This window comes from Pseudocnuella soli (assembly GCF_004347775.1).
In the GTDB taxonomy this organism is placed as follows: domain Bacteria; phylum Bacteroidota; class Bacteroidia; order Chitinophagales; family Chitinophagaceae; genus Flavisolibacter; species Flavisolibacter aquaticus.
Window position 1 is genome coordinate 3776307 of sequence record NZ_CP037755.1, and the last position, 23738, is coordinate 3800044.

The 23738-nt window shown below is 50.5% G+C and carries 16 protein-coding genes; all 16 read right to left on the reverse strand.

Annotated elements, in window-relative coordinates:
• Positions 1-40 precede the first annotated feature (40 nt).
• Positions 41-1750, reverse strand: coding sequence for a sodium:solute symporter family transporter (locus EPD17_RS15535; protein WP_132055521.1), 1710 nt, complete (start codon positions 1748-1750; stop codon positions 41-43).
• Between the two features lie 196 nt (positions 1751-1946).
• Positions 1947-3446, reverse strand: a complete 1500-nt coding sequence (araA, locus tag EPD17_RS15540; protein WP_132055522.1) for an L-arabinose isomerase — start codon at positions 3444-3446, stop codon at positions 1947-1949.
• Between the two features lie 350 nt (positions 3447-3796).
• Complete coding sequence (locus tag EPD17_RS15545; RefSeq protein WP_132055523.1) at positions 3797-4495, reverse strand: L-ribulose-5-phosphate 4-epimerase; 699 nt, start codon at positions 4493-4495, stop codon at positions 3797-3799.
• 1 nt (position 4496) lies between these two features.
• On the reverse strand, positions 4497-6206 hold the full coding sequence (locus EPD17_RS15550) for a ribulokinase (protein WP_132055524.1): 1710 nt from the start codon (positions 6204-6206) through the stop codon (positions 4497-4499).
• A 260-nt stretch (positions 6207-6466) separates the two neighbouring features.
• Positions 6467-7453 (reverse strand): transketolase family protein, encoded by a 987-nt coding sequence (locus EPD17_RS15555; protein WP_132055525.1) that lies wholly within the window; start codon positions 7451-7453, stop codon positions 6467-6469.
• A gap of 132 nt (positions 7454-7585) precedes the next feature.
• On the reverse strand, positions 7586-8449 hold the full coding sequence (locus EPD17_RS15560; protein ID WP_132055526.1) for a transketolase: 864 nt from the start codon (positions 8447-8449) through the stop codon (positions 7586-7588).
• A gap of 145 nt (positions 8450-8594) precedes the next feature.
• Entirely contained in the window at positions 8595-9269 is a 675-nt protein-coding gene (gene fsa, locus EPD17_RS15565) for a fructose-6-phosphate aldolase (RefSeq protein ID WP_114236248.1), read from the reverse strand.
• 185 nt (positions 9270-9454) lie between these two features.
• On the reverse strand, positions 9455-11389 hold the full coding sequence (locus EPD17_RS15570) for a glycoside hydrolase family 97 protein (protein WP_132055527.1): 1935 nt from the start codon (positions 11387-11389) through the stop codon (positions 9455-9457).
• A 54-nt stretch (positions 11390-11443) separates the two neighbouring features.
• Positions 11444-12601 (reverse strand): aldose epimerase family protein, encoded by a 1158-nt coding sequence (locus EPD17_RS15575; protein ID WP_132055528.1) that lies wholly within the window; start codon positions 12599-12601, stop codon positions 11444-11446.
• Positions 12602-12781: 180 nt separating this feature from the next.
• The gene (locus EPD17_RS15580; protein ID WP_132055529.1) at positions 12782-13843 is read right to left on the reverse strand and encodes an arabinan endo-1,5-alpha-L-arabinosidase; all 1062 of its coding nucleotides are present in this window, start codon (positions 13841-13843) and stop codon (positions 12782-12784) included.
• A 121-nt stretch (positions 13844-13964) separates the two neighbouring features.
• Positions 13965-15941, reverse strand: coding sequence for an alpha-L-arabinofuranosidase C-terminal domain-containing protein (locus EPD17_RS15585; protein ID WP_132055530.1), 1977 nt, complete (start codon positions 15939-15941; stop codon positions 13965-13967).
• Positions 15938-16285, reverse strand: a complete 348-nt coding sequence (locus EPD17_RS15590) for a hypothetical protein (protein ID WP_132055531.1) — start codon at positions 16283-16285, stop codon at positions 15938-15940. The genes EPD17_RS15585 and EPD17_RS15590 overlap by 4 nt, the downstream gene beginning before the upstream one ends.
• A 100-nt stretch (positions 16286-16385) precedes the next feature.
• Positions 16386-17924, reverse strand: coding sequence for an alpha-N-arabinofuranosidase (locus EPD17_RS15595; RefSeq protein WP_132055532.1), 1539 nt, complete (start codon positions 17922-17924; stop codon positions 16386-16388).
• Positions 17925-18301: 377 nt separating this feature from the next.
• On the reverse strand, positions 18302-18973 hold the full coding sequence (locus EPD17_RS15600) for an HAD family hydrolase (RefSeq protein WP_132055533.1): 672 nt from the start codon (positions 18971-18973) through the stop codon (positions 18302-18304).
• 305 nt (positions 18974-19278) lie between these two features.
• A complete protein-coding gene (locus EPD17_RS15605; RefSeq protein WP_132055534.1) occupies positions 19279-22068 on the reverse strand; it encodes an outer membrane beta-barrel protein in 2790 nt (929 codons plus the stop codon).
• 80 nt (positions 22069-22148) lie between these two features.
• A complete protein-coding gene (locus tag EPD17_RS15610) occupies positions 22149-23732 on the reverse strand; it encodes a M56 family metallopeptidase (protein WP_132055535.1) in 1584 nt (527 codons plus the stop codon).
• Between the last annotated feature and the right edge of the window lie 6 nt (positions 23733-23738).

A 23738-nucleotide genomic window follows, 5' to 3' on the forward strand; every position in this document is an offset into this window, starting at 1 on the left:
GCAAAGTGCCAACACGATGCGGCACTTTGCTGCCACAATATTACCAGAATTTAATATACAGCGCACTTAAAATAAGCAGGGTGGCCACAATGAGGGCAATGGTTCCCGGCTTTACCTTAAACATCGACGAATCAATTTCGATGGCTTTCGGGTTGTCTTTAGGCCCGAACATAGAGATGGCGACCATTACCAACACGGTAAAGAAGAACGACCAGCCCATGCTGATGAGGAACGGAATTTCCACGAAGGTTTTTGTTTCGCCGCCTACTACTTTGGTGTATTCATAAGCAGTGTACAACAGGGTTTCGCGGCCAAACATGTCGGGCAGCACCGTGGTGTTGAACAACAGCGAAACAAGGAAACCTGTTAGGATACCAGCTACCGCGGCAGCGCCGGTGGTACGCTTCCAGAACATGCCCAGGAGGAACATGGCCAGGATGCCTGGCGAAATAAAGCCAGTGTATTTCTGGATAAAAGTAAAGCCGCCTTCGCCGCCAATACCCAGCAAATCTTCCCAGGTAAAAATGAGGGAAACCAGCAAGGATGCAATCACCGTTACGCGGCCGATCCACACCATTTTCTTTTCGGTGGCGTCTTTATTGAAATACTTTTTATACAGGTCCAATGTAAAGATGGTGGAAATGGAGTTGGCCTTTCCCGCCAGCGACGCCACAATGGCTGCCGTCAATGCCGCCAGCGACAAGCCTTTAAGGCCGTTGGGCAAAAACCCGAGGATGGCCGAATAAGCACCGTCTTTGTTGCCTTCCAACTGCGGCAGGTCACCATTTTCATACAACGCATAAGCGGCAATACCCGGAAGCATTACAATTACCGGCATGAACAATTTGAGGAAGCCGGCAAACAGGATACCATTGCGGGCCGTGTTGAGATCGGCACCGAGGGCACGCTGTGTAATGTACTGGTTGCAACCCCAGTAGTTGAGGTTTACAATCCACTGGCCCGCAAAATACATGGCAATACCGGGCAGTACCACGTACTTCTGAATGTCCAGGTTCGATGAATTGGGACCGGGCTTTTCGAGGATCATTTTAAAGTGATCGGGGTGCTTGTCCATCAGCGCCTGGAAGCCAGCAAATGCATCGCGGCCAACGCCAAATTTTTCACCCACAATGGTCAGCGCCATCCACGTGGTAGCCAGGCCACCAATGATGAGCACCGCCACCTGAATTACGTCGGTATAACCAATCACCTTCATACCACCGAGGGTGATGATGAGGGCCATAATAGCCAGCGCCACCATGATGGCATGCAGGTATCCACCGCCCAGCAAACCATTGATGGCAACGGCACCGAGATACAGGATGGAAGTAAGGTTTACAAATACATACAGGAACAACCAGAAGATTGCCATGATCAGTGCCACCGTGCTGTTGTAGCGGTTGGTGAGGAACTGCGGCATGGTCATGATCTTATTCTTCAGGTATATGGGCATGAAGAACACGGCAATGATGATGAGGGCCAGGGCGGCAATCCATTCGTAGGCCGCAACCGCGGTACCTACAAAAAAGCCGTCGCCCGACATGCCGATAAATTGCTCTGCAGAAATGTTGGAAGCAATCATTGAGGCACCGATAGCCCACCAGGTAAGCGAACCTTCGGCGAGGAAGAAATCATGTGTGCTGGTTTGGGCCTTTTTCTTTCGGTTGTAGATCCAGTAACCATAGCCGGCCACAATCACGAAGTAGACCAGGAACACTACATAATCACTCCAGTTAAGTCCATTTCTCATAATGGAAGTATGCGTTTTAAAGTTGGTGGAAGAAAGATGCGGCGGGAAACCGCATCTTTCAAAAATAGGGCAACATGGGGATTTCGGATTGCGGATTTTAGATTGACGATTTAATACAGTTAGCCGGTAAAAGAAGGCGAACTATCCATTTTCATAAACGCAATCCAAAATCTTAAATCGTACATCCGAAATCCTCTTAACCTTTGATTTGATGATACACTTCGCTCCAGCGCAGCTCTTGCTTCAGTTGGTGCAGCCTGGTGTCCTGATCGATCAATACATACTCGATGCCGGCAATCTCGGCAAAGTCGGCCATGTGTTCAGCAGTCAGGTTTTGGCTGTAGCAGGTGTGGTGCGCACCGCCTGCATAGATCCATGCAGCGCAACCGGTTTTCATATCCGGCATAGGTTTCCATAGCACACGAGCCACGGGCAGTTTAGGCAGTTCGTGTTGTGGTGCTACGGCTTCAACCGTATTTACCAACAGGCGGAAACGGTTGCCCATATCTACGATGGATGCGTTTAATGCAGCACCGCCATCTACGTTAAACACCAGGCGCACGGGGTCGGCTTTGCCGCCAATACCCAGCGGGTGAATTTCGCAGGAAGCTTTCCCGTTGGCAATGGAAGGACAGATCTCCAGCATGTGCGACCCCAACACCAGCGGGTTCTTTGGATCGAAGTGGTAGGTATAATCTTCCATGAACGAGTTGCCGCCAGGCAGCCCCGCTCCCATTACTTTCATAGCCCGCACCAGGGCAGCCGTCTTCCAGTCGCCTTCGCCGCCAAAGCCATAGCCATCGGCCATCAGGCGCTGGGTGGCAATGCCCGGAAGCTGCACCATGCCGTGCAGGTCTTCAAATGTATCGGTAAAGCCTTTGAAGTTTCCGTCTACCAAAAACTTGCGCAGGCCCAGTTCAATTTTAGCAGCATCGCGCAGCGAGCTGTGTTGGTCACTGCCTTTCTTCAGCTTATCGGCCAGGTTGTAAGTGGTGGCGTATTCGTCTACCAGCGCATCGAGGTCGCCATCACTAACGGCGTTGATCACCTGCACGAGATCGCCAATGCCATGATAGTTTACCGAGTAGCCAAACTTCATTTCGGCTTCTACTTTGTCGCCTTCAGTAACGGCCACAAAACGCATATTGTCGCCAAAGCGCACAAAGCGGGCACCCTGCCAGTCGTTCCAGCCGGCGGCGGCGCGGGTCCATGCACCCAATTGTTGCAGCACTTCTTCGTCCTGCCAGTGGCCCACAACCACTTTGCGGTTGAGGCGCAGGCGGCTTACCATAAAACCAAACTCACGGTCGCCATGGGCGCTTTGGTTCAGGTTCATGAAATCCATGTCGATCTCGCCCCACGGAATATCGCGGTTGAACTGCGTATGCAGGTGGGCCATTGGTTTTTGCAAAATCTGCAGCCCGCGGATCCACATTTTTGCCGGCGAAAAAGTATGCATCCAGGCCACTACGCCAATACACTGCTTGGCGGCGTTGGCTTCGGCACAAACGCGGTAAATTTCATCAGGAGTGGTTACTACTGGCTTGAACACAATAGACACAGGAATGGCTGCAGCGCCGTTGAGCGACTGGGCAATTTCCTGCGAATGGGCAGCTACCTGCTTCAGGGTTTCTTCACCGTACAGATGCTGGCTGCCGGTAACAAACCAAACTTCGAACTCTTTTAAATTGATCATTGTGGTTGGTCTTGATATTATTAGTTGAAGAAGTTAAACGAGTGGCCTCCGCAGCGACCGTTGTTCCACAGCGCTGCGGCTACATTTTAAAAAAATGGGGTGCAAAAAAATTTTGAAAAGGTAATGAATGATGGAGCAACAAATACAACTGCAACAGATTGATGAAAGCATGGCGTAGGTGCAGCAAGCAAACGGCCTTGCGGCACCTGTTGCAAACAGGCATCAAACAAAATTTCGGAATGGCTGTATGTGTTCATTTGTTGTTGCGGGCAATCGTAAAAATGGAGCAAAGCCAATGTAAAATGGTCAATGGCGAAACTAAACCTGTTGTGCGCCATTGACCATTTTATTTACTGACCATAATAGGAATTCGGTCCGTGCTTGCGTTCGTAATGTTTATTCACCAACGCATCTTTCAGCCTCGGTGCGTTCGGGTTGATCTGCTCGGTTAAGAAAGCCATCTTCGCTACTGTTTCCACCACTGCACTGTTGTACACTGCTTTATCGGGCGTTTTGCCCCAGGTAAATGGCGCATGGTTGCCCACCAAAATCATTTCTACTTCTTTATAACTCAGGCCCCGCTCCTGCAGGCAGTTGATGATCTGGAAACCGGTTTGGTATTCGTAATCGCCACGGATCATTTCATCACTCATGGGCGGTGCACAGGGAATGTCCACCGTTGTATGATCGGCATGCGTGGTGCCGTAGTTAACAATGTCGCGCTGCGACTGTGCCCAGGCCGTTGCATACACCGAATGCGTGTGTACAATGCCGCCAATGTCTTCCCAATGTTTGTACAGCACGGCATGCGTTAATGTATCGGAAGAGGGCCGCAAAGAACCGGCAACGGTTTTACCGTCAAAGTCAACGATCACCATTTTATCGGGCGACAAATCTTTATAAGGCACGCCGCTTGGCTTGATGGCAAATACGCCCTGGCTGCGGTCGGCGGCGCTAACGTTGCCAAATGTAAAAAGCACCAGCCCCAGCTCGGGCAGTTGCATGTTGGCTGCATAGGCAGCTTCCTGTATGTGTTGATACGGATTCATGTCAGGCTTCGGTGAGTGTATTTTCTGCGATCAGTTTTTTGGTTTGCGCTTCGATGAATGCACCGGTACGGGCATATTTCTGGTAGCGTTTTGCATAAATGGCCACACGTTCTTCATTGGGGAAATACTCGGCATCAAAGCCCTGCCCCATGGCATTCATGGCGTCTTCCACTTTATCATACACACCAGCGGCAGTTGCGGCAAACATGGCTGCACCCAGGGCGCAGGTTTGCTCGGAGCGGTGAATGCGGATGGGCATGTTCATTACATCGGCCATCATCTGCATAATGAACGGCGATTTTTTGGCAACGCCACCCAAGCCAATCAAACCTTTTACCGGCACGCCTTCTTCTACAAAGCGATCAACAATGGCCTTAGCGCCAAAGCAGGTAGCTTCCACCAGTGCACGGAACATACGCGGTGCATCGGTGCCCATATTGAGGCCGGTAAATGCACCTTTCAGCAGTTGGTCGGCATCGGGTGTGCGGCGACCGTTGATCCAGTCAATGGCCAACTCGCAGTTGTCGTCGGGCTCAATTTGCGCAGCCTGGCGGCTCAATTCGGGAATGATTTTATCCACCGATTCTTCCACCAATTTCTTAGCAGTATCGGCATCAATGAGCGAAGATTGCGTGAGCACATTTTGCAACGGCCAGGCCAGCACATTACGCAGCCAAGCGTATGCATCGCCAAACGCCGACTGGCCCGCTTCCATACCCAGCATGCCAGGAATAACAGAACCGGGAACCTGTCCGCAAATGCCCCGCACCAGTTTGTCGCCCACTTCTTCGTTGGGCGCCACCAGTATGTCGCAAGTTGAAGTGCCCATTACTTTCGACAAGTAATAAGGCTCAATTTGTCCGCCCACGGCACCCATATGGCAATCAAACGCACCGGCGCCGATTGCAACGGTTTCGGGAAGGCCCAGGCGCTGCGCCCACTCGGCCGAGATGGTGCCTACAGCAGTATCGGAAGTGTATACTTCGGTAAATAATTTTTTAGTGATGCCTTGCAGCAACGGGTCCAGTGCAGTGAAAAATTCATCGGGAGGCAATCCGCCCCACTCAACTGCCCACAGCGCTTTGTGGCCCGCAGCACACACGCCGCGTTTGATATCAGCGGCACGTTTGCCACCGGTCAGCAAAAACGGAATCCAATCACAATGCTCCACCCACGAATGCAGGGCGTTGCGCACAGCGGGATCAACGCGAATGGTGCGCAGCAATTTTGCCCAAAACCATTCGGAGGAATAAATACCGCCTACATACTGCAGGTAGTTGGTGTCCCACTTATCGGCATGCGCATTGATCTCAGCGGCTTCGCCTACTGCGGTATGGTCTTTCCACAACACAAACATAGCGTTGGGGTTTTCGGCAAACTGCGGCAACAGGGCCAGCGGCGTACCGGTTTCGTCAACAGCAATGGGTGTGGAACCGGTAGTGTCTACCGAAATGGCTTTTACGTTGGCGGCAATGGCCGGCCCGGCCTGCAACAGGCAACGTTTGATGGTATCTTCCAGGCCTTCGATATAATCGAGCGGGTGCTGCCGAAACTGGTTGGCGGCAGCATTGCAATACAAACTTTCTTTCCAGCGGGGATAATAAAAAACTGCGGCGGCAACCTCAGTGCCATTGGTGGCATCTACCAGCATGGACCGCACCGAATCGGTACCGTAATCCACGCCAATCACGTAGGCTTCTGACAAGCTCATAGTCAAGCGGGTTTTGAATAGGAAAGATACAGCATTTCTTTAGAAGTGTCAATATTACATTTATGGAGCTGTGCTATTTTAGCCGGCTCCATTTTTGGCAAAACAAGTTACGGCAACCGCTGCATGCTCCATGCGGTCATTTTTAGGACCAAATCGGTGCTGCGTAAGGGATACGTGGTTAATTAAAACAGCCACTGACCAGTTTGGCAGCGGCTGTTTTAAATTGTTTCAGGTAAATATTGTAACGGCCAACTAAACCATTACAAAGATGCCAGCGAAGCTTTGCCTACTGCATTTTTGCGTTGCATTACTTTTTGCACCGCTTGTACAATATGCGCAGCATCGAGGCCATATTTGGTCATCAGTTGTGCAGGGGTTCCGCTTTCGCCAAAGCTGTCGTTTACAGCTACGTATTCCTGCGGTACCGGATCGTGCTGCACCAATACTTGTGCAATGCTATCGCCCAGGCCACCCAGGCGGTTGTGTTCTTCGGCCGACACCACGCAACGGGTTTTGGCAACCGATTTCAAAACAGCTTCCACATCCAGCGGCTTGATGGTGTGGATGTTGATGATCTCGGCATCAATGCCCATTTCGGCAAGCTGCTCGCCAGCCAGGATGGCCTCCCAAACCAGGTGGCCGGTTGCAAAAATGCTCACATCAGCGCCTTCGTTCACCATCCATGCTTTACCGATCTCAAACTTCTGATCATCGGCGGTAAAGATGGGAACAACCGGGCGGCCAAAACGCAGGTACACTGGGCCATGATGTTCAGCAATGGCGATGGTGGCGGCTTTGGTCTGGTTAAAATCGCAAGGGTTAATTACGGTCATGCCGGGCAGCATTTTCATCATGCCCAGGTCTTCCAGTATCTGGTGGGTAGCACCGTCTTCGCCCAGGGTAAGACCAGCATGCGATGCGCAGATCTTTACGTTCTTGTCGCTGTAGGCAATGCTCTGGCGAATCTGGTCGTACACACGGCCGGTAGAGAAGTTAGCAAATGTGCCGGTGAATGGAATTTTGCCGCCAATGGTCAAACCGGCTGCAATGCCCATCATGTTGGCTTCGGCTATGCCTACCTGAAAGAACCGCTCAGGAAACTCTTTAATAAAAGCATCCATTTTCAGCGAGCCTACGAGGTCGGCACAAAGCGCCACCACATTGGGGTTACGGCGACCGGCTTCCAGCAATCCGGCACCAAAGCCGCTGCGGGTATCTTTCTTTTCGGTGAATGTATATTTCTTCATTTTGAAAAAGTCTTTGGTAATGTGCAATGTGATTTTAGGGCAATTATTGATTACTGTTTTTCATTATTAATTATTGAAAAGCTGCGCGGCTCAAACAAATAATCAATAATAAATCATCAATAATTCAATCGGCTATTTCGCTATTTCATAATCTTCCAGCGTGGAATGCAGTTGCTCCAGCGCCTGCGCCAGCTGCTCGTCGTTGGGTGCAACGCCGTGCCATTTGTGGCTGCCCATCATAAAGTCTACGCCATAGCCCATGCCGGTGTGCATGAGGATGCAAACGGGTTTGCCCTGTCCGCACATGCCTTTTGCTTTTTCAAGGGTTTCTACCACTTCGTCCATGTTGTTTCCGTTCATTTCCAGTGCCTGCCAGCCAAAAGCTTCCACTTTTGCACGCAGATCGCCCAGCGGCATTACCTTATCGGTAGAGCCATCAATCTGCTGCCCGTTGTAGTCAACGGTCCAGATCAGGTTGTCTACTTTTTTGCCAGGTGCATACAAGGCTGCTTCCCAGATCTGGCCTTCGTCCAATTCGCCATCGCCGGTAAGTACAAAAACAAAGCGGTCGTCGCCGTTGAGTTTTTTCGCTTGTGCGGCACCGATAGCCACCGAAATGCCCTGGCCCAGCGAGCCCGAAGCAATGCGCACACCGGGTAGCCCCTCGTGTGTGGTGGGGTGGCCCTGCAGGCGCGAATTTATTTTACGGAAAGTAGCGAGTTCGGATACGTTGAAATAACCAGAGCGGGCCAGCACCGAGTAAAACACGGGCGAAATATGACCGTTGGAAAGAAAAAACAAATCTTCACCCGTACCGTCCATATTGAACTGCGGGTGGTGTTTCATTACCTTAAAATAAAGGGCAACCAGGAAATCGGCGCAACCCAGCGAGCCGCCGGGGTGGCCCGACTGGCAGGCATGCACCATGCGAACAATATCGCGACGCACCTGCACCGCAATACCTTTTATTTCTTCAATGGAACGTTCTTGACTCATGTTGGAATTGGTGATTGTAAACGTGAATGGTGAATGGTCAATAGAGGAACGTGAATCGTGAATCGTCAAACGTGAATAGTAAACCTATTTGCCAAAACCACTACACAATTTTGGCGATTCACGTTTGACGTTTCACGAAAAAGATCTACGCCTTTGCAACCGTTTCCAGCTGCATCTTCTGGGCATCTTCTACAAACTTAGCCAGGCCGATGTCAGTAAGTGGGTGCTTCAGCAGGCCCAGGATGGGCTCCAGCGGGCAGGTGCACACATCGGCACCGGCAGCAGCGCAATCAATAATGTGGTTGGGGTTGCGGATCGATGCAGCCAGGATCTGTGTTTTAAAACCCTGCACGCCAAAGATCTGCGCAATTTGTTCAATCAGTTGTACACCGTTCCAACCGCTGTCGTCGATGCGGCCGATAAATGGCGATACATAAGTAGCACCGGCCTTTGCAGCCAGGATGGCCTGACCTGCGGAGAAGATCAGCGTACAGTTGGTTTTGATTCCGTTGTCGGTAAACCATTTAATGGCTTTGATGCCGTCTTTAATCATCGGCACTTTCACCACGATGTTGGGGTGAATGGCTGCCAGTGCTTTGCCTTCGGCAATGATGCCGTCGAAATCGGTAGACAGCACTTCGGCAGAGATGTCGCCATCAACCAGTTCGCAAATGGTTTTATAATGGTTGTGAATTGCTTCTTCGCCACGGATGCCTTCTTTGGCCATCAGTGAAGGGTTGGTCGTTACGCCGTCGAGGATGCCCAGGGCGGCGGCTTCTTTAATCTGCGCCAGGTTGGCGGTGTCAATGAAAAATTTCATGATGTTGAAACTTGACTGTGGTTATATAAAACGTTAGCTTATTACCGGTAAAAATGAACTTTTTCGGCCTAAGTTCTTGACTACTTATTATTGATTACTGACTGAATTTTATTGAATACCGCGGGTAAATGGCGGATATTTTCATCAATATTGAATAACAAGCAATGCATATCCGTTGGCCTTTACTATTCCAGCACCAGCACAAATCCGCCCGACGGCTTCAGCGTGATGGTGTGCTCGGCAGCAACCGTTGGCAGCACTGTTTCGGCTAAAAACTGATCGTTGCCCGAATCACTGATCAGCGTACCCCGTTTCTTACCAAACTGGGCCAGTGGCAACCGCAATTCTCTGTCTGCAGTTTCGCTGCTGAGGCCTGCAAGGTACCAACGATTACCCTTACGGCGGGCCAGTACGGCAAATTTTCCCGGAAACCCATCTATGTAGCGTGTTTCATCCCAGTTGGCGGGCAGCTGCCGCAGGTAATCTTTTACAAAAGTGGGCATTTTAGCCATTCCCTCCGGCGACTCGGCAAAATGCTGCACACCCGACAGGAACATCACCGTAGTGGCCAGCTCGAAGGCCGGTGTCGTGCGTCGCTTTACGTTGGTGTAAATGCGGTTGAGGTTCATGGGTGTAAAGTCCATGGGGTCAAATGCATTGCGGGTAAACGGCAGCATGGTGGAATGCGTAGCCTCCTGGTCGGCATCGTACTGCGAAAAAGTAATGAACTCGAAACCTTTCACCGCTTCCACCGTTACCAGGTTGGGATAAGTGCGCTGCCAGCCACGCGGCAATGTAGCTCCATGGAAATTCACCATCAGGCCAACCGCCGCGGCGTCTTTTAAAATCTCGTGGTAGTACTTGATATTCGATTGCCCGTCGCCACCAAAAAAATCAATTTTCACACCGCTGATGCCCATCGCTTTGATGCGGTTAAATTCCTGCATGCGGCTTTCGTGGGTCAGCAGTTTATCCTTCGGTGTATATTTCACCGTGTTCCAGGGCCCCGCCGAGTTGTACCACAAGATCAGCCCCACTCCTTTTTGGGCGCCGTACTTAGCCAGTTCCGCAATCTTATCGTAGCCAATTTTTTGGTCCCAATTCACATCAATCAGGCAATATTGCCAGCCCATTTCGGCAGCAAAATCGATGTACTTTTTTTGTTCATCGTAAACAATAAAATCATCTTTTGAATTGATCCAGCTCCACGATGCTTTGCCAGGTTTTACAAAAGCTGTCTGCATCTTTATCGCCGGTGCCGCTACATCGGTGCCCAGTGTGGAATGTACGATGGTCGCCAACGAACCCACCACCAGCACACGCCACGGCGAATACAGTGCACCGCTGCTGCGCGGGAGCAAATTACCGTCGCCGATCACTTCGCGGGGATCGGGAAAAGCCACGCGGTACTCACCGCCGGTGGATGCCGAATCAAGGCGGGTGCCGCAATAAGCGGTATCGAGCCCGGCTTCGGAAATAAGTACCCAGTTGTTGCCTGTTTGAAACAAGGCCGGGTACACCCAGCCAGCTTTGTTGGGCGCAGGTGTGCCTGCGGCTATACCTTGCCGGTAGTGCTCCTCGTAAGAGGGGTTGGTACTTTCCCAGCCGGTTTTGGCTACCGACATTGGTTGCAGCCATGCCTTTGTTTGTGCAGGAAAAAGAAAAGAAGTTTTTTCGGCTTGCACCGTTTGCATAGCGCCGCCTTTTGCGGGCAAATGGTAGCGAAATGCAACGCCATCATCCGACACCTGGAACTCAATATTCATTTGTTGCCCGGCCCTATTGCGCAACCGCAATACCTGCTTGTTGGCGGTATAGTCAGCCTCCATTTTTTTACCGGTAAGCAACTGGTAGCGGTCCTGAACTTTCTGCAGCGGCGTGGTGCCCCCTACAGAAAGGCCTTCCGAAAAATCGGCATCGGGCTGCACCAGGCCCAGGGACGAAGGCTGCAATACCATCTCGTTACCCAGGTAAACAGCGTATTTCGGTTGTCCCTGCCCGTTAACAAACGCAGTGACTTTTATTTTACCCGAAGGGCTTGCTACACTCAGCGAAGGCTTTTGTGCCGCAACAATAGTAACCGCTAAAAAAGAAAATGCAACGACGAAAAAATGTTTCATGCTGGAAAAGGAATAAAAAAGTGATGGGCAGTTGCCCGCCCATCACCCAAGAAATTATCGAACAACCGAAACTTTATACACGGTTTCGGTATGGTACTTCTGGCCCGGTTGCAAAATGGTGCTGGGGAAAGAAGGTTGGTTTGGTGAATCAGGGAAGTGTTGTGTTTCGAGGCAAAAACCGGTGTGCTTGTTAATGGGCTGGCCGGCGTTCGACTTCAAGGTACCATCAAGGAAATTGCCCGAATAAAACTGCAGGCCTGGCTCCATTGTTTGCACTTCCAGTTGACGTCCGCTTACCGAATCGGTAACGGTTGCCACAGAACGCAACGCCGTGGTTTTGCCGCCATTGAGCACATAGTTGTGGTCGTAGCCGCCGGGCACTTGCGCAATGCGTTCGCCAATAACAGTTGCTGTATTGAAATCAAACGGTGTACCGGCAACAGCTTTCAATTCGCCGGTTGGGATCAGGCCGCGGTCAACCGGAGTGTAGCGGTCGGCAGCAATCTGCAGCTTGTGGTTCAAAATAGTATTGGCCACATCACCAGTGAGGTTGAAATAACTGTGGTTGGTAAGGTTCACCGGCGTTGCCTTATCGGTAGTTGCATCATACACTATACGCAACTCATTGGCATCGGTTAGGGTATACGTAACCGTTACATCGAGGTTGCCGGGGTAGCCTTCTTCGCCATCTTTGCTCAGGTAGTGGAGCGTGATGGAAGGATTGCCTGCCGACGGTGCAGCAGTAACATCCCAAACCACTTTATCAAAACCTTTGTTGCCACCATGCAGGTGGTTGCGGCCGTTGTTGGTAGCCAGTGTATACGTGGTATCATTCAGCTTAAACTTGCCACCGGCAATGCGGTTGCCGTAACGGCCAATGAGTGCACCAAAATAAGGCGGTGGTGCCAGGTAACCTTCCAGCTTGTCGAAACCCAGAACCACGCTGCTGCGGTTGCCGGCCTTATCGGCAGTTACCCACGATGTAACAATGCCGCCATAGTTGATGATTTTTACTTCATCGCCGGCCTTGTTGGTAAGGGTGTACTGTGTGATCTTCTTACCGTCCACTTCGCCGAAATCATTTGTCATTGGGGATTGGTTTGTTGTTGCAGAATCTGTTTGGGTGCTGTTGGCGCTGCCGTCGTTGCCACAGGAAAAACTAATGAGGGCAAGCGTTGCAACCGCCAGTGATGAAAGCTTGATTTTTTTCATGCCTGCTGTTGGGTGATTGGTGAGTTATTGAAAAATGATGAATCAGTGATCAAGGTAAATGAATGTGTTCAAAAATAGCCTTTACGTTTTCAAGCCTTCGCTGGCAACAGCCCGTACTTTTGCTCATTTCTTTTTATACAACCGGCTGTTGCTCATTTCTTTTTATACAACCGGCTGTTGCTATTGGATAGCTGCGGTTTCTTTTGCAACATTCAAAACCGGCCAGCCCGCTTTATCCCAGGTCATTGGCTCAATGCGCAGTTTTGAAATACCGCGGTCCGCCGCATCGTATCCATGAAAAACAAGGTAGTCCTTGCCATCGAAGGTATATGCCGAATTGTGCCCTACGCCATGCCACGATTTATCGCCTTGCAGCACCATTGTGCCGCCGCCATAACGCAGGTCTTTTCCTTCCCTGTCCAGAAACGGTCCTACCGCAGTTTTCGAGCGGCCCACAATCATTTTGTACGTACTGTTTTCGCCTTTGCAGCAATAATCAATGGAAGCAAAATAGTAGAACCAATCGCCTTTTTTGAAAACAAACGGTGCTTCAATGGCATTGCCGCCGGCATCTTTTGGATTATTGTCCACTGCCGGTGGGTTGTCGGCCGACGATTTTGATTTGCGGCTGGCAACGGTTGGAATGGTTGCCACGTCTTCGGCAGTGTGCAGCCGGTCAGCGGTTAGTTTTACTACTTTCAATCCGTCCCAAAACGAACCAAAGTGCATGTATGCGTTGCCCCTCTTATCGGTAATGATGTTTGGATCGATCGCATTCCAGTTGGTTTTACCGGGATAAGACTGGATCACCCTTCCATGGTCTACCCATTTGAAATCAGCCGATGCGGAATCGAGTGTTTGGTTGGTGGCTACGCCGATGGCCGAGGTGTTTTTACCAAAAGCCGACACCGAATAATAAAGGTAGTACTGACCGTTGTGGTAGCTGATATCCGGCGCCCAGATATGGCCGCGAAAACCGGGAATGGTATCCACTGCCCATTGCGGCGCTTGTGCAAATACGGGGCTTTCCTTGCGCCAGTTGCGCAGGTCTTTTGATGACCAAACCGAAATGCCCATACCGGTGCAAAAAAGATAATAGGTGTCGCCTTGTTTCGCCATCACGGGGTCGTGTACCGAAACTTTTTCGATGGGCAAAATTGAGCCCACGGGCAATTGTGGCGGCCGTTGGCCAAATGCTGCAACAGCGCACAGCATGAATATAGTGGCAATGAATTGTTTCATGTTTGTTACATGTTTTTATATGGCAAAAAATGGAATGGGCAAGGTTTTGTACCGTGCAACTTTACAATTGGATGCACTGTATGCAACCCTTCGCCCCTTCACTCATTCAGGGCTATTGCTCTTACATTTTTATCCGCACCACGTTAAATGAATAAGGCTGCGCATTCAGCTTTACAGCCTTGCCTTTCACGGCAATGGTGCTTTCTTTTGGCGCCAACGCCTGCGGGTTGTTCAGCGTGTTCACCAGGTCCAGGTCGCTGCTTTGCATCACGGTGAGTTTACCTTGCGCTGCCAGCTTTTTCACGCCCTGCAGGTTCATGGTTACATCCTGCGCCTGCTCCGATGCATTGACCAGTTTTAAGATCAATTCATTTGTTTTGGTATCTACCGCAGCCGATGCAAACAAACTGTCCTGCCCCGCCACTGTTTCATTGCCGAGTGTTACCGGGATGATCTTGTTGCCTTTGTTAAGCGAATACAATTTTTGCACATAATAATTAGGCGTGCCGTATGCCCGCAAGTTATCCACCCAAATCATATCGGGCGTCCACTGCCAGCCTTCGCTGTGCGCAAAAAGCGGTGCATACGATGCCATGGTTACCACATCGGCATTGCGTTCGAGGCCGGTCATAAATGCGGCTTCGGCAATGGCGGCCTTCCAGCTGTTTTTGTTGTTGGGGCTGGCAATGCGATCGGTTTGCGCAGCATACTCACCGGCAAATACTTTGGAGCCGTTGCGCGGGTAATTATCGTAGCGACGTGCATTTTGCAAAAACCAGCCCGGCGGCCGGTAATAATGTTCGTCGATGATGTCGGCGTTCATTTTGCGCAGCTCGGTATTGAGCAGGTCAAAGCGGTCGCCGTTGGGATCGGTACCCGAAGACGTGATCAGTTGAATGTTGGGATATTTGTCCTTTACGGCCTTGGTAAAAATCTTCAGGCGATCCAGGTATTGCGGTCCCCAGTTTTCGTTGCCAATACCCAGGTATTTCAGGTTAAATGGAGCAGGGTGCCCCATCTGTGCCCGAACGGCGCCCCATTTCGTTTGTACATCGCCGTTAGCAAACTCGATCAGGTCCAGTGCATCCTGTACGTAGGGATCAAGTTCATCCAGCGGCACCACTTCGGCAGTGTTGAACTGGCAGGCCATGCCGCAGTTTAAAATGGGCAGCGGCTCGGCGCCAATATCTTCTGACAGTTGGAAGTATTCAAAAAAGCCGAGGCCAAATGTTTGGAAATAATCGGGCGACGGGCGGTGTGCAAATTCAAAGTTCCAGCGGTTGATGACCAGCTGGCGATCTTCGAGCGGGCCAATGGTTTTTTTCCATTGGTAACGCTGCGACAGGTCGTAGCCTTCAACAATACACCCACCGGGGAAGCGTACAAAACCGGGCTTCATGTCGGCCAGCAACTGGATCATGTCGGCACGCATGCCGCCGGGACGCCCCTTCCAGGTATCGGTCGGAAACAGCGAGACCATATCCAGGTCCACGCGGCCGGTACCTTCCAACCACAGGTTCATCCTGCCTTTTGCTTCGGTAGCGGTGGCCGTTAGCGAGCCGGTTGCTTTATGCCATTCTTCGCCGGCGTTGGGCAGGTTCACTACGGTGCTGCCAATGGCTTTGCCGGTGGAGTCGGTGAGTTCCACATGCAGTTTTACACCGGGTGCCTGCTGGCGGTACATTACAGAAAAATCGTAGCGCAGGCCCGACTTGATGCCCATGCCTTTAAAGCCTTCGTTGGTGAGGCCAACATCGCCCTTGGCGGCATTGCGAACAGTGGCCTGCAGGTAGCGCGGGTTGGAAGGTTTTTCTTCAATGCGGTTTTGGATCAGCAAGTCGCCTTCCTTAACGCCTTTTCCTTTAATACTCCATCCCATCATGGGGCGGAAAAATTCAAAGGAGCGGTTCTTGACCAGTTCGGCATAAATGCCGCCATCGGCGCCCATGTTGATGTCTTCAAAAAACACACCCCACATGGTGGGCTGAATTTCGCCCTTAGGTGCATTTACCGCAACCTGCAACGTTTTTTGTGCCGTTGCTAATGCAGGTGCCAGCAGTGCAGCACCCACACATAAGTTTAAGAATTGTTTTTTCATATACTTTCAAACGTTTGTGAGAACAGGGGTTTTCCTGCGGGATGATAAATTCCCGGGCAGGGCTGCGCCAAATTTGGCAACAGTATTTTGCGTAGCGTATCAAGCACTACTAATAGCAATGACGCAAAGCTGAATGAGTTGGCGAAAAACGAAGCGTTGTTTTTTGCACAAGCAATGGTAGCGGCGCTGTGTAACAAGCGGCCTATAGAAAGTGCAGTAAATGGAAGTGTAGAAAATTGCTTTGAAGCCGCTTGCAGCAATGGGCTGTTTATAGCGGAAGCCTTGATTATTCCATGCAGGATTTGTTGCAAACCTGCACCTGGTGTTGGGCACAAAGCAATCATGAATGGTTATTTATATGGCTGCACAATCGCGAGGCAGAAGAGAAAGAAGCTGCACCGGCTTTATCACTCCGGTGCAGCTACTGGGTATCACAGCGGATAATTAATTCAATTGCAACACAACTACGCTGAATGGCGGCATTTTTACATTCAGGGTGTTGCCTTTGATGGTAGCACCTTTAAATGCTGCCGGCTGAATTTTATTGGGTTGTTCAAACGAGTTGTAGTCCTGCAGCTTAGCCGAAGCCAGGATGCGGCCACTAACATTTTTGAACTGCGCACCTTGCAGGTCGATGGAAATATCCTGCGCCTGTGTTGCGTGAATATTGGTCAGTGAAATATGGGTTCTGCCCAGGCTGTCTTTTGATGCCGATACCGACAGCGCCGGTAGGGTTTCGTTGCCTACTTTGTAATCGTTGGTCTTGATGGTCAGCGGCAGCCATTTTGCATCCTGGTGCACCTTGTACATTTCCATAACATGGTAGGTAGGTGTCAACAGCATTTTGTCGCCCTGGGTCAGGATCACGGCCTGCAACACGTTTACCACTTGCGCAATGTTGGCCATGCGAACCCGGTCGCTGTGGTTGTGGAAAATGTTGAGTGTGGCACCCGCCAGCATCGCATCACGCATCGTGTTTTGCTGGTATAAAAATCCGGGGTTGGAGCCGGGCTCCACTTCATACCATCCGCCCCATTCGTCTACTACAAGGGCAATCTTTTTTTCCGGATCGTATTTATCCATGATGGCCGCATGCTTGGCAATAAGTGTATCCATCGCCAGCGCCCGCTGCATGGTGGTAAAATATTGCTGCTCATTGAATGCGGTAGAAGGGCCTTTTTTGTTCCAGTCGATCACGGAATAGTGGTGCAATGCAATGCCTTCGATCAGTGATTTCGGCACGTTTTTCATCAGCACTTCGGTCCAGTTGTAGTCGTTGGAGTTGGCGCCGGAGGCAATACGGAACATATTTCCGGTGTTGGTCCAATCGGCCATGAACGTGGCATATTTGCGGTAAATGTCCGCGTAGTACTCGGGGCGCATGTTGCCGCCGCAACCCCAGGCTTCGTTACCCACACCCCAGTACTTTACATTCCAGGGTTTGTCGCGGCCGTTTTCGCGGCGCAGTTTCGACATAGGGCTTTCGCCCGGAAAATTGGTGTACTGTACCCAGTCGGCCAGCTCCTGCACCTGACCGCTACCCACATTTCCAGACACGTAAGGCTCGGTGCCAAGCAGTTCGCACAGGTTCAGGAAATCGTGGGTACCAAATGAGTTGTCTTCGGTAACGCCACCCCACCATACGTTTACAATTTTAGGCCGCTGTGCCCTTGGGCCAATGCCGTCTTTCCAATGGTAGGTATCGGCAAAGCAGCCACCCGGCCAGCGCAAGTTGGGGATTTGCAGCTTTTTCAGCGCAGCCACTACATCGTTGCGTACACCGGCGGTGTTGGCGATTTTCGACGTGTCGCCCACATACAGCCCGCCATAAATCAGGCGGCCAAGGTGTTCGGCAAAATGGCCGTAAATATGTTTGGAAATAACCTGCTTGGGACTGCCCGCCTGCAGGGTGGCCGTGTTTTGCGCATCGGCGTAGGGCAGCGTGCCCATCAGCGCAATGATTCCGGTTAGGATTTTTTTCATACAGATTGACAAGGAATGGTTAGATAAACGCAATATGAACAGAAAAAAGTTTACAAAAAGAGACCGGTGCTGCTCCACTTATGTGCCTGCCCGTTATTGCAAAATCATCAGAACATACTTTACAGCAACACCGCTGCGTTGCGGCTTTGCCTGGGCAAAGCAAACAATCAATAGCGCCGATCCAATTGACCCAAGTGGACTTTATCCGTAACAATACTTACCTGCACCAAATGGGGTTGAATTGGAAAGTCGAATTTAAGTGTATTTTTTACAATTATAAATTTTTCTTGTAAAAATCCTGTCCCCTTTTGGTAAAAAATGGAAAGCCGGTTTGCGGGTAAATGGTGCGGCTTGCAAATACAAACGCCGGCACCTGTTTACGATTGCAACAGCGGCTGCAGCACCGGGTCGGTATAATCTTTTATAAATGCGAGGATGTTGGTGTATTGCGCAAACTCGTGGGCTTCGTGCATGGTGGTGAGCACAATGGCCTGCATGCAGGCGTTTTGCGCAGCCTCCACCCCTTTTGGCGCATCTTCAAACACAATGCATTGCTGCGGCGGCACGCCCAGCCGGGCCGCCGCCTGCGTAAAGGTTTCGGGATGGGGCTTGCTTTCGGCCACGTCGGCCGCGGAAACGATTGCGCCAAAGTAGTGGCGGATGTCCAGGTTGTCCACCACAAAATCAATATTGAACGGAATTGCTGCCGAACCAATGGCCATGGCCTTTCCCCCTTTTTTGGCCCCTTCCAAAAACTCGGGCAGTCCTTTAATCAGTTGGAGTTTGGGAAAAAATTCCTTTTGATACCGCTTTTCTTTTTCAATGGACAAGTGGTCCATTTCGGCCAGCGTAAACCGGTCGGGACCAAACACCCGCACCAGCAGTTCGTGGTTCTTGCCATACATTTCCTGCTTCAGGTCGTCCCAACTAAGTCGGGCGCCCAGGTCGTTGTTGAGTATATCGTACCAGGCACGGGTGTGAAATTCCATATCGTCGATCATGGTTCCGTTCAGATCGAATAAAAATGCTTGTGCAGTAAGCGACTTCATGAATGTAAAGCTTTGCGGCAGACGGGATCGTTAGTACGGGCTGGGCCCGGTGCAAAGTAAAGGAGGTTTGGTGGATAGTTGACGGTTGATAGTTGGTAGTTGGTAGTCTGGTTTTTATCTGTATAAAATATTGTTTCCTTATTGCCAATGCTCAACGCTGCCGGGCACACAGAATCTTAGTCGAATAACAGTTTCTAATTTTTGCATATCAATGTCGTTTTAATACAAATGAAAAAACGTCCAGGAATGGTGCAATGACGCAACCCCTGAACGTTTTGTACTGATACTATTATTTATTTTTTACGCTAAAACATAAACAACCGGTCGCGGCCACCAACCTTTTTAGGCGCAGCCATATTGCGGATATTGTAGGTGAACGAAAGCAGGAAATATCGCTGCAGCACATTGGTTTGCGTGTCGATCACCTGGTTGAGTGTAGCGTACCGGTAAAAAGCGTTGTTACGGTTCAGGATATCAAATACGCTGAGCTTCAGCAAGCCTTTACCATCCTTGTTGGTGAGGAAGGTCAGGCCTGCATTCCAGAGCACATTGTCTTTGGGCAGCCCCGGCGCCACCTGGCTGTTGTAGCGGTAGGCCACATTCGTTTCCCACACAAACCTTTTGGGCAGCCGAATGATCAGTTCACTTTCCAGGTTGTGCGTGGTAACATTTAGGTTGGTAAAAGCGGGATCGGAATAACGGGTACGCGTAACGCCGGGCCGGTATTCGGGCCGTAGCTCCACCACATCGTTCCAGTTCAATCCAACCGAAACATAAGGACCATATTGAATATTCTGAACGCTGCTGGTAATGCTGTTCACGATCATCTTGCGTCGGTCAATATAGAAATAAGGCGATACGCGGAAATTGAAAATAAACCTGGTGTTGCGCTTAAACTCACGGCCGTAACCCACTGAAACATTTAACCGTGACGAGCCATCCACATTTACCGGAATGGAGCGGGTGACGCCTTTTGCATCGATGGTGCGGCTCATGACCACATCATCATCGGCAAGGCCGCCACTGATGTACATGTTGATGTTGGTGCCGCTGCCCGCTATATACTTGTAATTGTTGATGGAAAAGTTTTTGCTGCGGGAGGGCCGCAAATACGGGTTGCCGAGCCGAATGAAAAATGGATTGGTACTGTCGGGAATGGGAACAAGATAGAATGCGGAAGGCGCCGTCACATTCTGGTTGTAGTTTACAGACAGCTGCTTCCATGTAAGTGCAAAACTGGGAAGTACGTTGAAATAATCCATTTTTACAGGATTGGCAACGCTGTAGAAATGGTTATTTATATTTTGCCACAATGCATTTACACCGCCGGTAATATTTACCGCCTTGATCCGGTACGATATCGATGCGTTGGTGTTGAAACGATGCTGTGTTCTGTTGTAACCGCTGTTGCGGCCGGAATAGCCCAGGTCGTATTTATCGGTTGCGCCATTCTTTCCAAACAGGGTTACATCCTGCTCATCAGAAATATACTCGTGCCCGCCCGAAAGGCGCAACGTAGATTTCGGGTTTAGTGGTTGCGCAAATGTTGCGGTGCTGTTCACCCGTAGGTTGGGCACATCCTGCCGGCGTAATTGTTCGAAAAGCCGCGTGGTGGTGTCGGGGTAATAATAATCGAGGTCTGATTCAGTAACGTAGCGTTGCAGGTTATTGGCGTAGCTGGTGTAATGGTAAATGTTGAGCGACCGGCCTTTCTTCTTTGTAGAACGGCGGGTTACAGTGAGGCTATGATAGTAGTTGTTGTTAAAAAATTTGTTGAACAGGTTGCCGCTGCCGCTGCTCACGGGGCCAACCTTATTGTTTCTAACGCGAATGGATGCCCGAATATCGTCGCTGCTGGCAGTGTAGGAGTAGGTAAGCCTTAAATTAATATCAGTCAACGAGTCGGGTTTTAGGTTGGCGCCTGCACCGAGGTTGTGTGTGTTGTTATTTCGAATGGTTTCGGTAGCGGTCCGCGTGGTAATGGTTGTATCTGATATAAACTGGTCAGTGTTGTTCAACTCTTCCACCTTATTGTAGGTGTTGCCGAGGAAATACTGCAAGAAAAACGTTTTGCGTTTGGATGGCGCATGGTTTAAATTAAATCCACCTCCACTCGACCGGGCAATGCCCGCTTCGGTGCCACCGAAGTTGATGTTGTTGATGGCAAAGCCTTCTTGTCCGCCCCTGCGGCTGATCATCATAGAATTGTAGCCGCTGCGATTGAAGCCGCCCAGGTCCTGCACATCCTTCATCGAAAAGCCGCTTCGGTTTACGTTGTTGCTGAAACCCAGCACACTGAGTTGCATGGTATCGCGGTAAATGTTGGCAATGCCACCAACCTCGTACCGGTCGCCGGTACCCACACCGCCATATGCCTTACCAAACCAACCTTTCTTCACGCCTTTGCGCAGCGTAAGGTTGATTACCTGGCCCACGTTGGTCAGGTCGCCGTCCGTGTTGCGGTTGATTTCATCTTTATCGTCGGTGAGCTGCACCCGGTCAATCACGTTGGCGGGCAGGTTGCGGGTAGCCATTTTCGGGTCATCGCCAAAAAACGACTTGCCATCTACCATAATGCGGTTAACACGGCGGCCGTTGGCCGTGATGTTGCCGTCGCGGTCTACCTGTACACCGGGGAGTTTGCGCAGCAGGTCCTCCACCAGTGCCGTAGGCAGGGTTTTAAAAGAAGCGGCATTGAATTCAATCGTGTCTTTCCGAACCGTTACTGGTGGACGTTCGGCTACAACCATCACTTCTTCCAATGCCTGTGCTGCAGGCGCCAGCGCCACCGAGCCCAATTCAAATGCATTGTCGTCGCTGAGCGTAAACTCTTTTCGAAACACTTCATACCCGGAAAAAGAAATCACGACGCGCAGCGGCAACCGCAGCGGCAGACCGGGCACCCGGAACTCACCTTCGGGTGTGCTTAACCGGTAGGTGATCAGTGCAGTATCGGCTGCTTTAAAAACAGTGACCGTAGCAAGGCCCAATGGTTTTTGTGTGGTGGAGTCCAATACTTTTCCGCGGACAGAACCTTGAGCAAAGAGCAGGCTATTGATCAAAAGGCAGGCAAGGGCAATAAGCAGGTAGCGCATGGTTTGGTTTGTGGAATTTAATATACGCAACAATCGCTATACGTATCGTGAAACGACTGGCTAAATGTTGTCTTTGTCTATTATTTTTTTGCCAATGGCTTTGTACTTATTTGAAGAAGCGCCGCGTCAACGCCTAAGTTTTTCTTTGCGTAGGACCCGTCCATGGCACCCATTGATACAACCTGGCGGCGTGCCAGTTTCTCATTTACTTCGGCACCCGTCATTTGTACCCCATCCACCATTATTACGTCGGTTATTTTATCAACGCTGGCCCAGCCGCCGCCCGATGTCACATAACTTTTTCCTTCAAACACGAGGTACACATCATCGGTTTTATCGCGAGCCCGCTCAAATCTTTCCTGCTCTTTCCATGAGCTGATAACATCAGGCAATTGCGCAGCAATCATTTCATATGTTGGCGCCACTTCACCGGCTGCGCCTTCAATTGGTTTACCGGTGGTTGCTAAGCCGGTGGTACCGTCAGCACCAGCATATTTCATCTTCATGATAAAGGCAATCCTGTTTTCTGCTGCGTCTCCTTTGAATGTTTTGGTTTGGGTGAACGAACCATAATCCACTTTATGCAGGCTAATTTTTGATGCAACAGCAGGCTCAGTAAGTGGAAGTCGCAAACTAAAAAATCCTTGCGCATCGGTTTCTGTTTGTACATGGGTAGCACTGTCGGAAATGATTACGCCGGGCAAGCCCTTGTATGTTGTTGCATCTACAATGATCCCGAAATAGTTAGCTTCATTGCCACCAGTTGGAGGTTCAAAAAAATGGTTATTGCTCCGGCACGCCACCAGCAATAGCGCCGCTAAAGGAAAGACCAGCAAAAACCTGATGGCATTGGTTTTTGCACTCGGCATCCGGTTGAGCATGACGATGCGTTGTTTGATGGCTGAAAAATTAAACTGGTGTGCCACCGGGTAAGCAACACCGCCCATGACATTAAGGAGCAAATACTGGTATGCGGTTTTGTTTGCGCCGCTTTGCACTACTTTACTGTCGGCAATAAACTCAAGGTTTTGCCGAACAGCATGACGCAGCAACCACGCAAACGGGTTGAACCACGCAAACACACAAAGCAATTCTGCCCAAACCACATCGACCGTGTGCCGTTGCCGCACATGAACCAGCTCGTGCCGGATGATTTCTTCCATTTCAGGTGCTGTATGCCGCTGCGGATTAAGGTAGATGGCGTTGCCAAACGAAAAAGGTAAAACAGGCCCTTCCAGCTGGTAAAGCTGCATGCTATTGTATGTAAATGGCTTCGCGCCATTGCGCAACCGGAGGTAAGAAAAAAGGCCCACCATAATGCGCACCAATAACAACATGCTTCCGGCCAGCCAAACAGTTGCCGCTACACTCCAAATATCAAAAGCAGCTTGCTTGCTGGGCGTTGCGATCGATGCTGTTTGCGAGCTGATATAATCGTGCACTGATGGTATGGATTGCACCACGATTGCTGTTGTATTTCCCTCCGCTTCAATCCATCCGGTTACATCAATTAAAGGCACTGCAAAACACAGGAGCGAAAAAAGGAGCAGGTACCAACGGTTGGCTGTGTAAAAAGTTAGTCCGCGTAATACCAGTCTGTAGAACAAGTAAACAATCAGCAAACCGGCAGAAACTTTCAGCAGGTAAATAAGGATGGCAGGCATGGGCAA

What these genes read in the sequence shown, in the direction of transcription:
- EPD17_RS15535 (WP_132055521.1), bottom strand. Translation starts at nt 1,750, where the DNA reads ATGAGAAATGGACTTAACTGGAGTGATTATGTAGTGTTCCTGGTCTAC.
- araA (WP_132055522.1), bottom strand. Translation starts at nt 3,446, where the DNA reads ATGATCAATTTAAAAGAGTTCGAAGTTTGGTTTGTTACCGGCAGCCAG.
- EPD17_RS15545 (WP_132055523.1), bottom strand. Translation starts at nt 4,495, where the DNA reads ATGAATCCGTATCAACACATACAGGAAGCTGCCTATGCAGCCAACATG.
- EPD17_RS15550 (WP_132055524.1), bottom strand. Translation starts at nt 6,206, where the DNA reads ATGAGCTTGTCAGAAGCCTACGTGATTGGCGTGGATTACGGTACCGAT.
- EPD17_RS15555 (WP_132055525.1), bottom strand. Translation starts at nt 7,453, where the DNA reads ATGAAGAAATATACATTCACCGAAAAGAAAGATACCCGCAGCGGCTTT.
- EPD17_RS15560 (WP_132055526.1), bottom strand. Translation starts at nt 8,449, where the DNA reads ATGAGTCAAGAACGTTCCATTGAAGAAATAAAAGGTATTGCGGTGCAG.
- fsa (WP_114236248.1), bottom strand. Translation starts at nt 9,269, where the DNA reads ATGAAATTTTTCATTGACACCGCCAACCTGGCGCAGATTAAAGAAGCC.
- EPD17_RS15570 (WP_132055527.1), bottom strand. Translation starts at nt 11,389, where the DNA reads ATGAAACATTTTTTCGTCGTTGCATTTTCTTTTTTAGCGGTTACTATT.
- EPD17_RS15575 (WP_132055528.1), bottom strand. Translation starts at nt 12,601, where the DNA reads ATGAAAAAAATCAAGCTTTCATCACTGGCGGTTGCAACGCTTGCCCTC.
- EPD17_RS15580 (WP_132055529.1), bottom strand. Translation starts at nt 13,843, where the DNA reads ATGAAACAATTCATTGCCACTATATTCATGCTGTGCGCTGTTGCAGCA.
- EPD17_RS15585 (WP_132055530.1), bottom strand. Translation starts at nt 15,941, where the DNA reads ATGAAAAAACAATTCTTAAACTTATGTGTGGGTGCTGCACTGCTGGCA.
- EPD17_RS15590 (WP_132055531.1), bottom strand. Translation starts at nt 16,285, where the DNA reads ATGATTGCTTTGTGCCCAACACCAGGTGCAGGTTTGCAACAAATCCTG.
- EPD17_RS15595 (WP_132055532.1), bottom strand. Translation starts at nt 17,924, where the DNA reads ATGAAAAAAATCCTAACCGGAATCATTGCGCTGATGGGCACGCTGCCC.
- EPD17_RS15600 (WP_132055533.1), bottom strand. Translation starts at nt 18,973, where the DNA reads ATGAAGTCGCTTACTGCACAAGCATTTTTATTCGATCTGAACGGAACC.
- EPD17_RS15605 (WP_132055534.1), bottom strand. Translation starts at nt 22,068, where the DNA reads ATGCGCTACCTGCTTATTGCCCTTGCCTGCCTTTTGATCAATAGCCTG.
- EPD17_RS15610 (WP_132055535.1), bottom strand. Translation starts at nt 23,732, where the DNA reads ATGCCTGCCATCCTTATTTACCTGCTGAAAGTTTCTGCCGGTTTGCTG.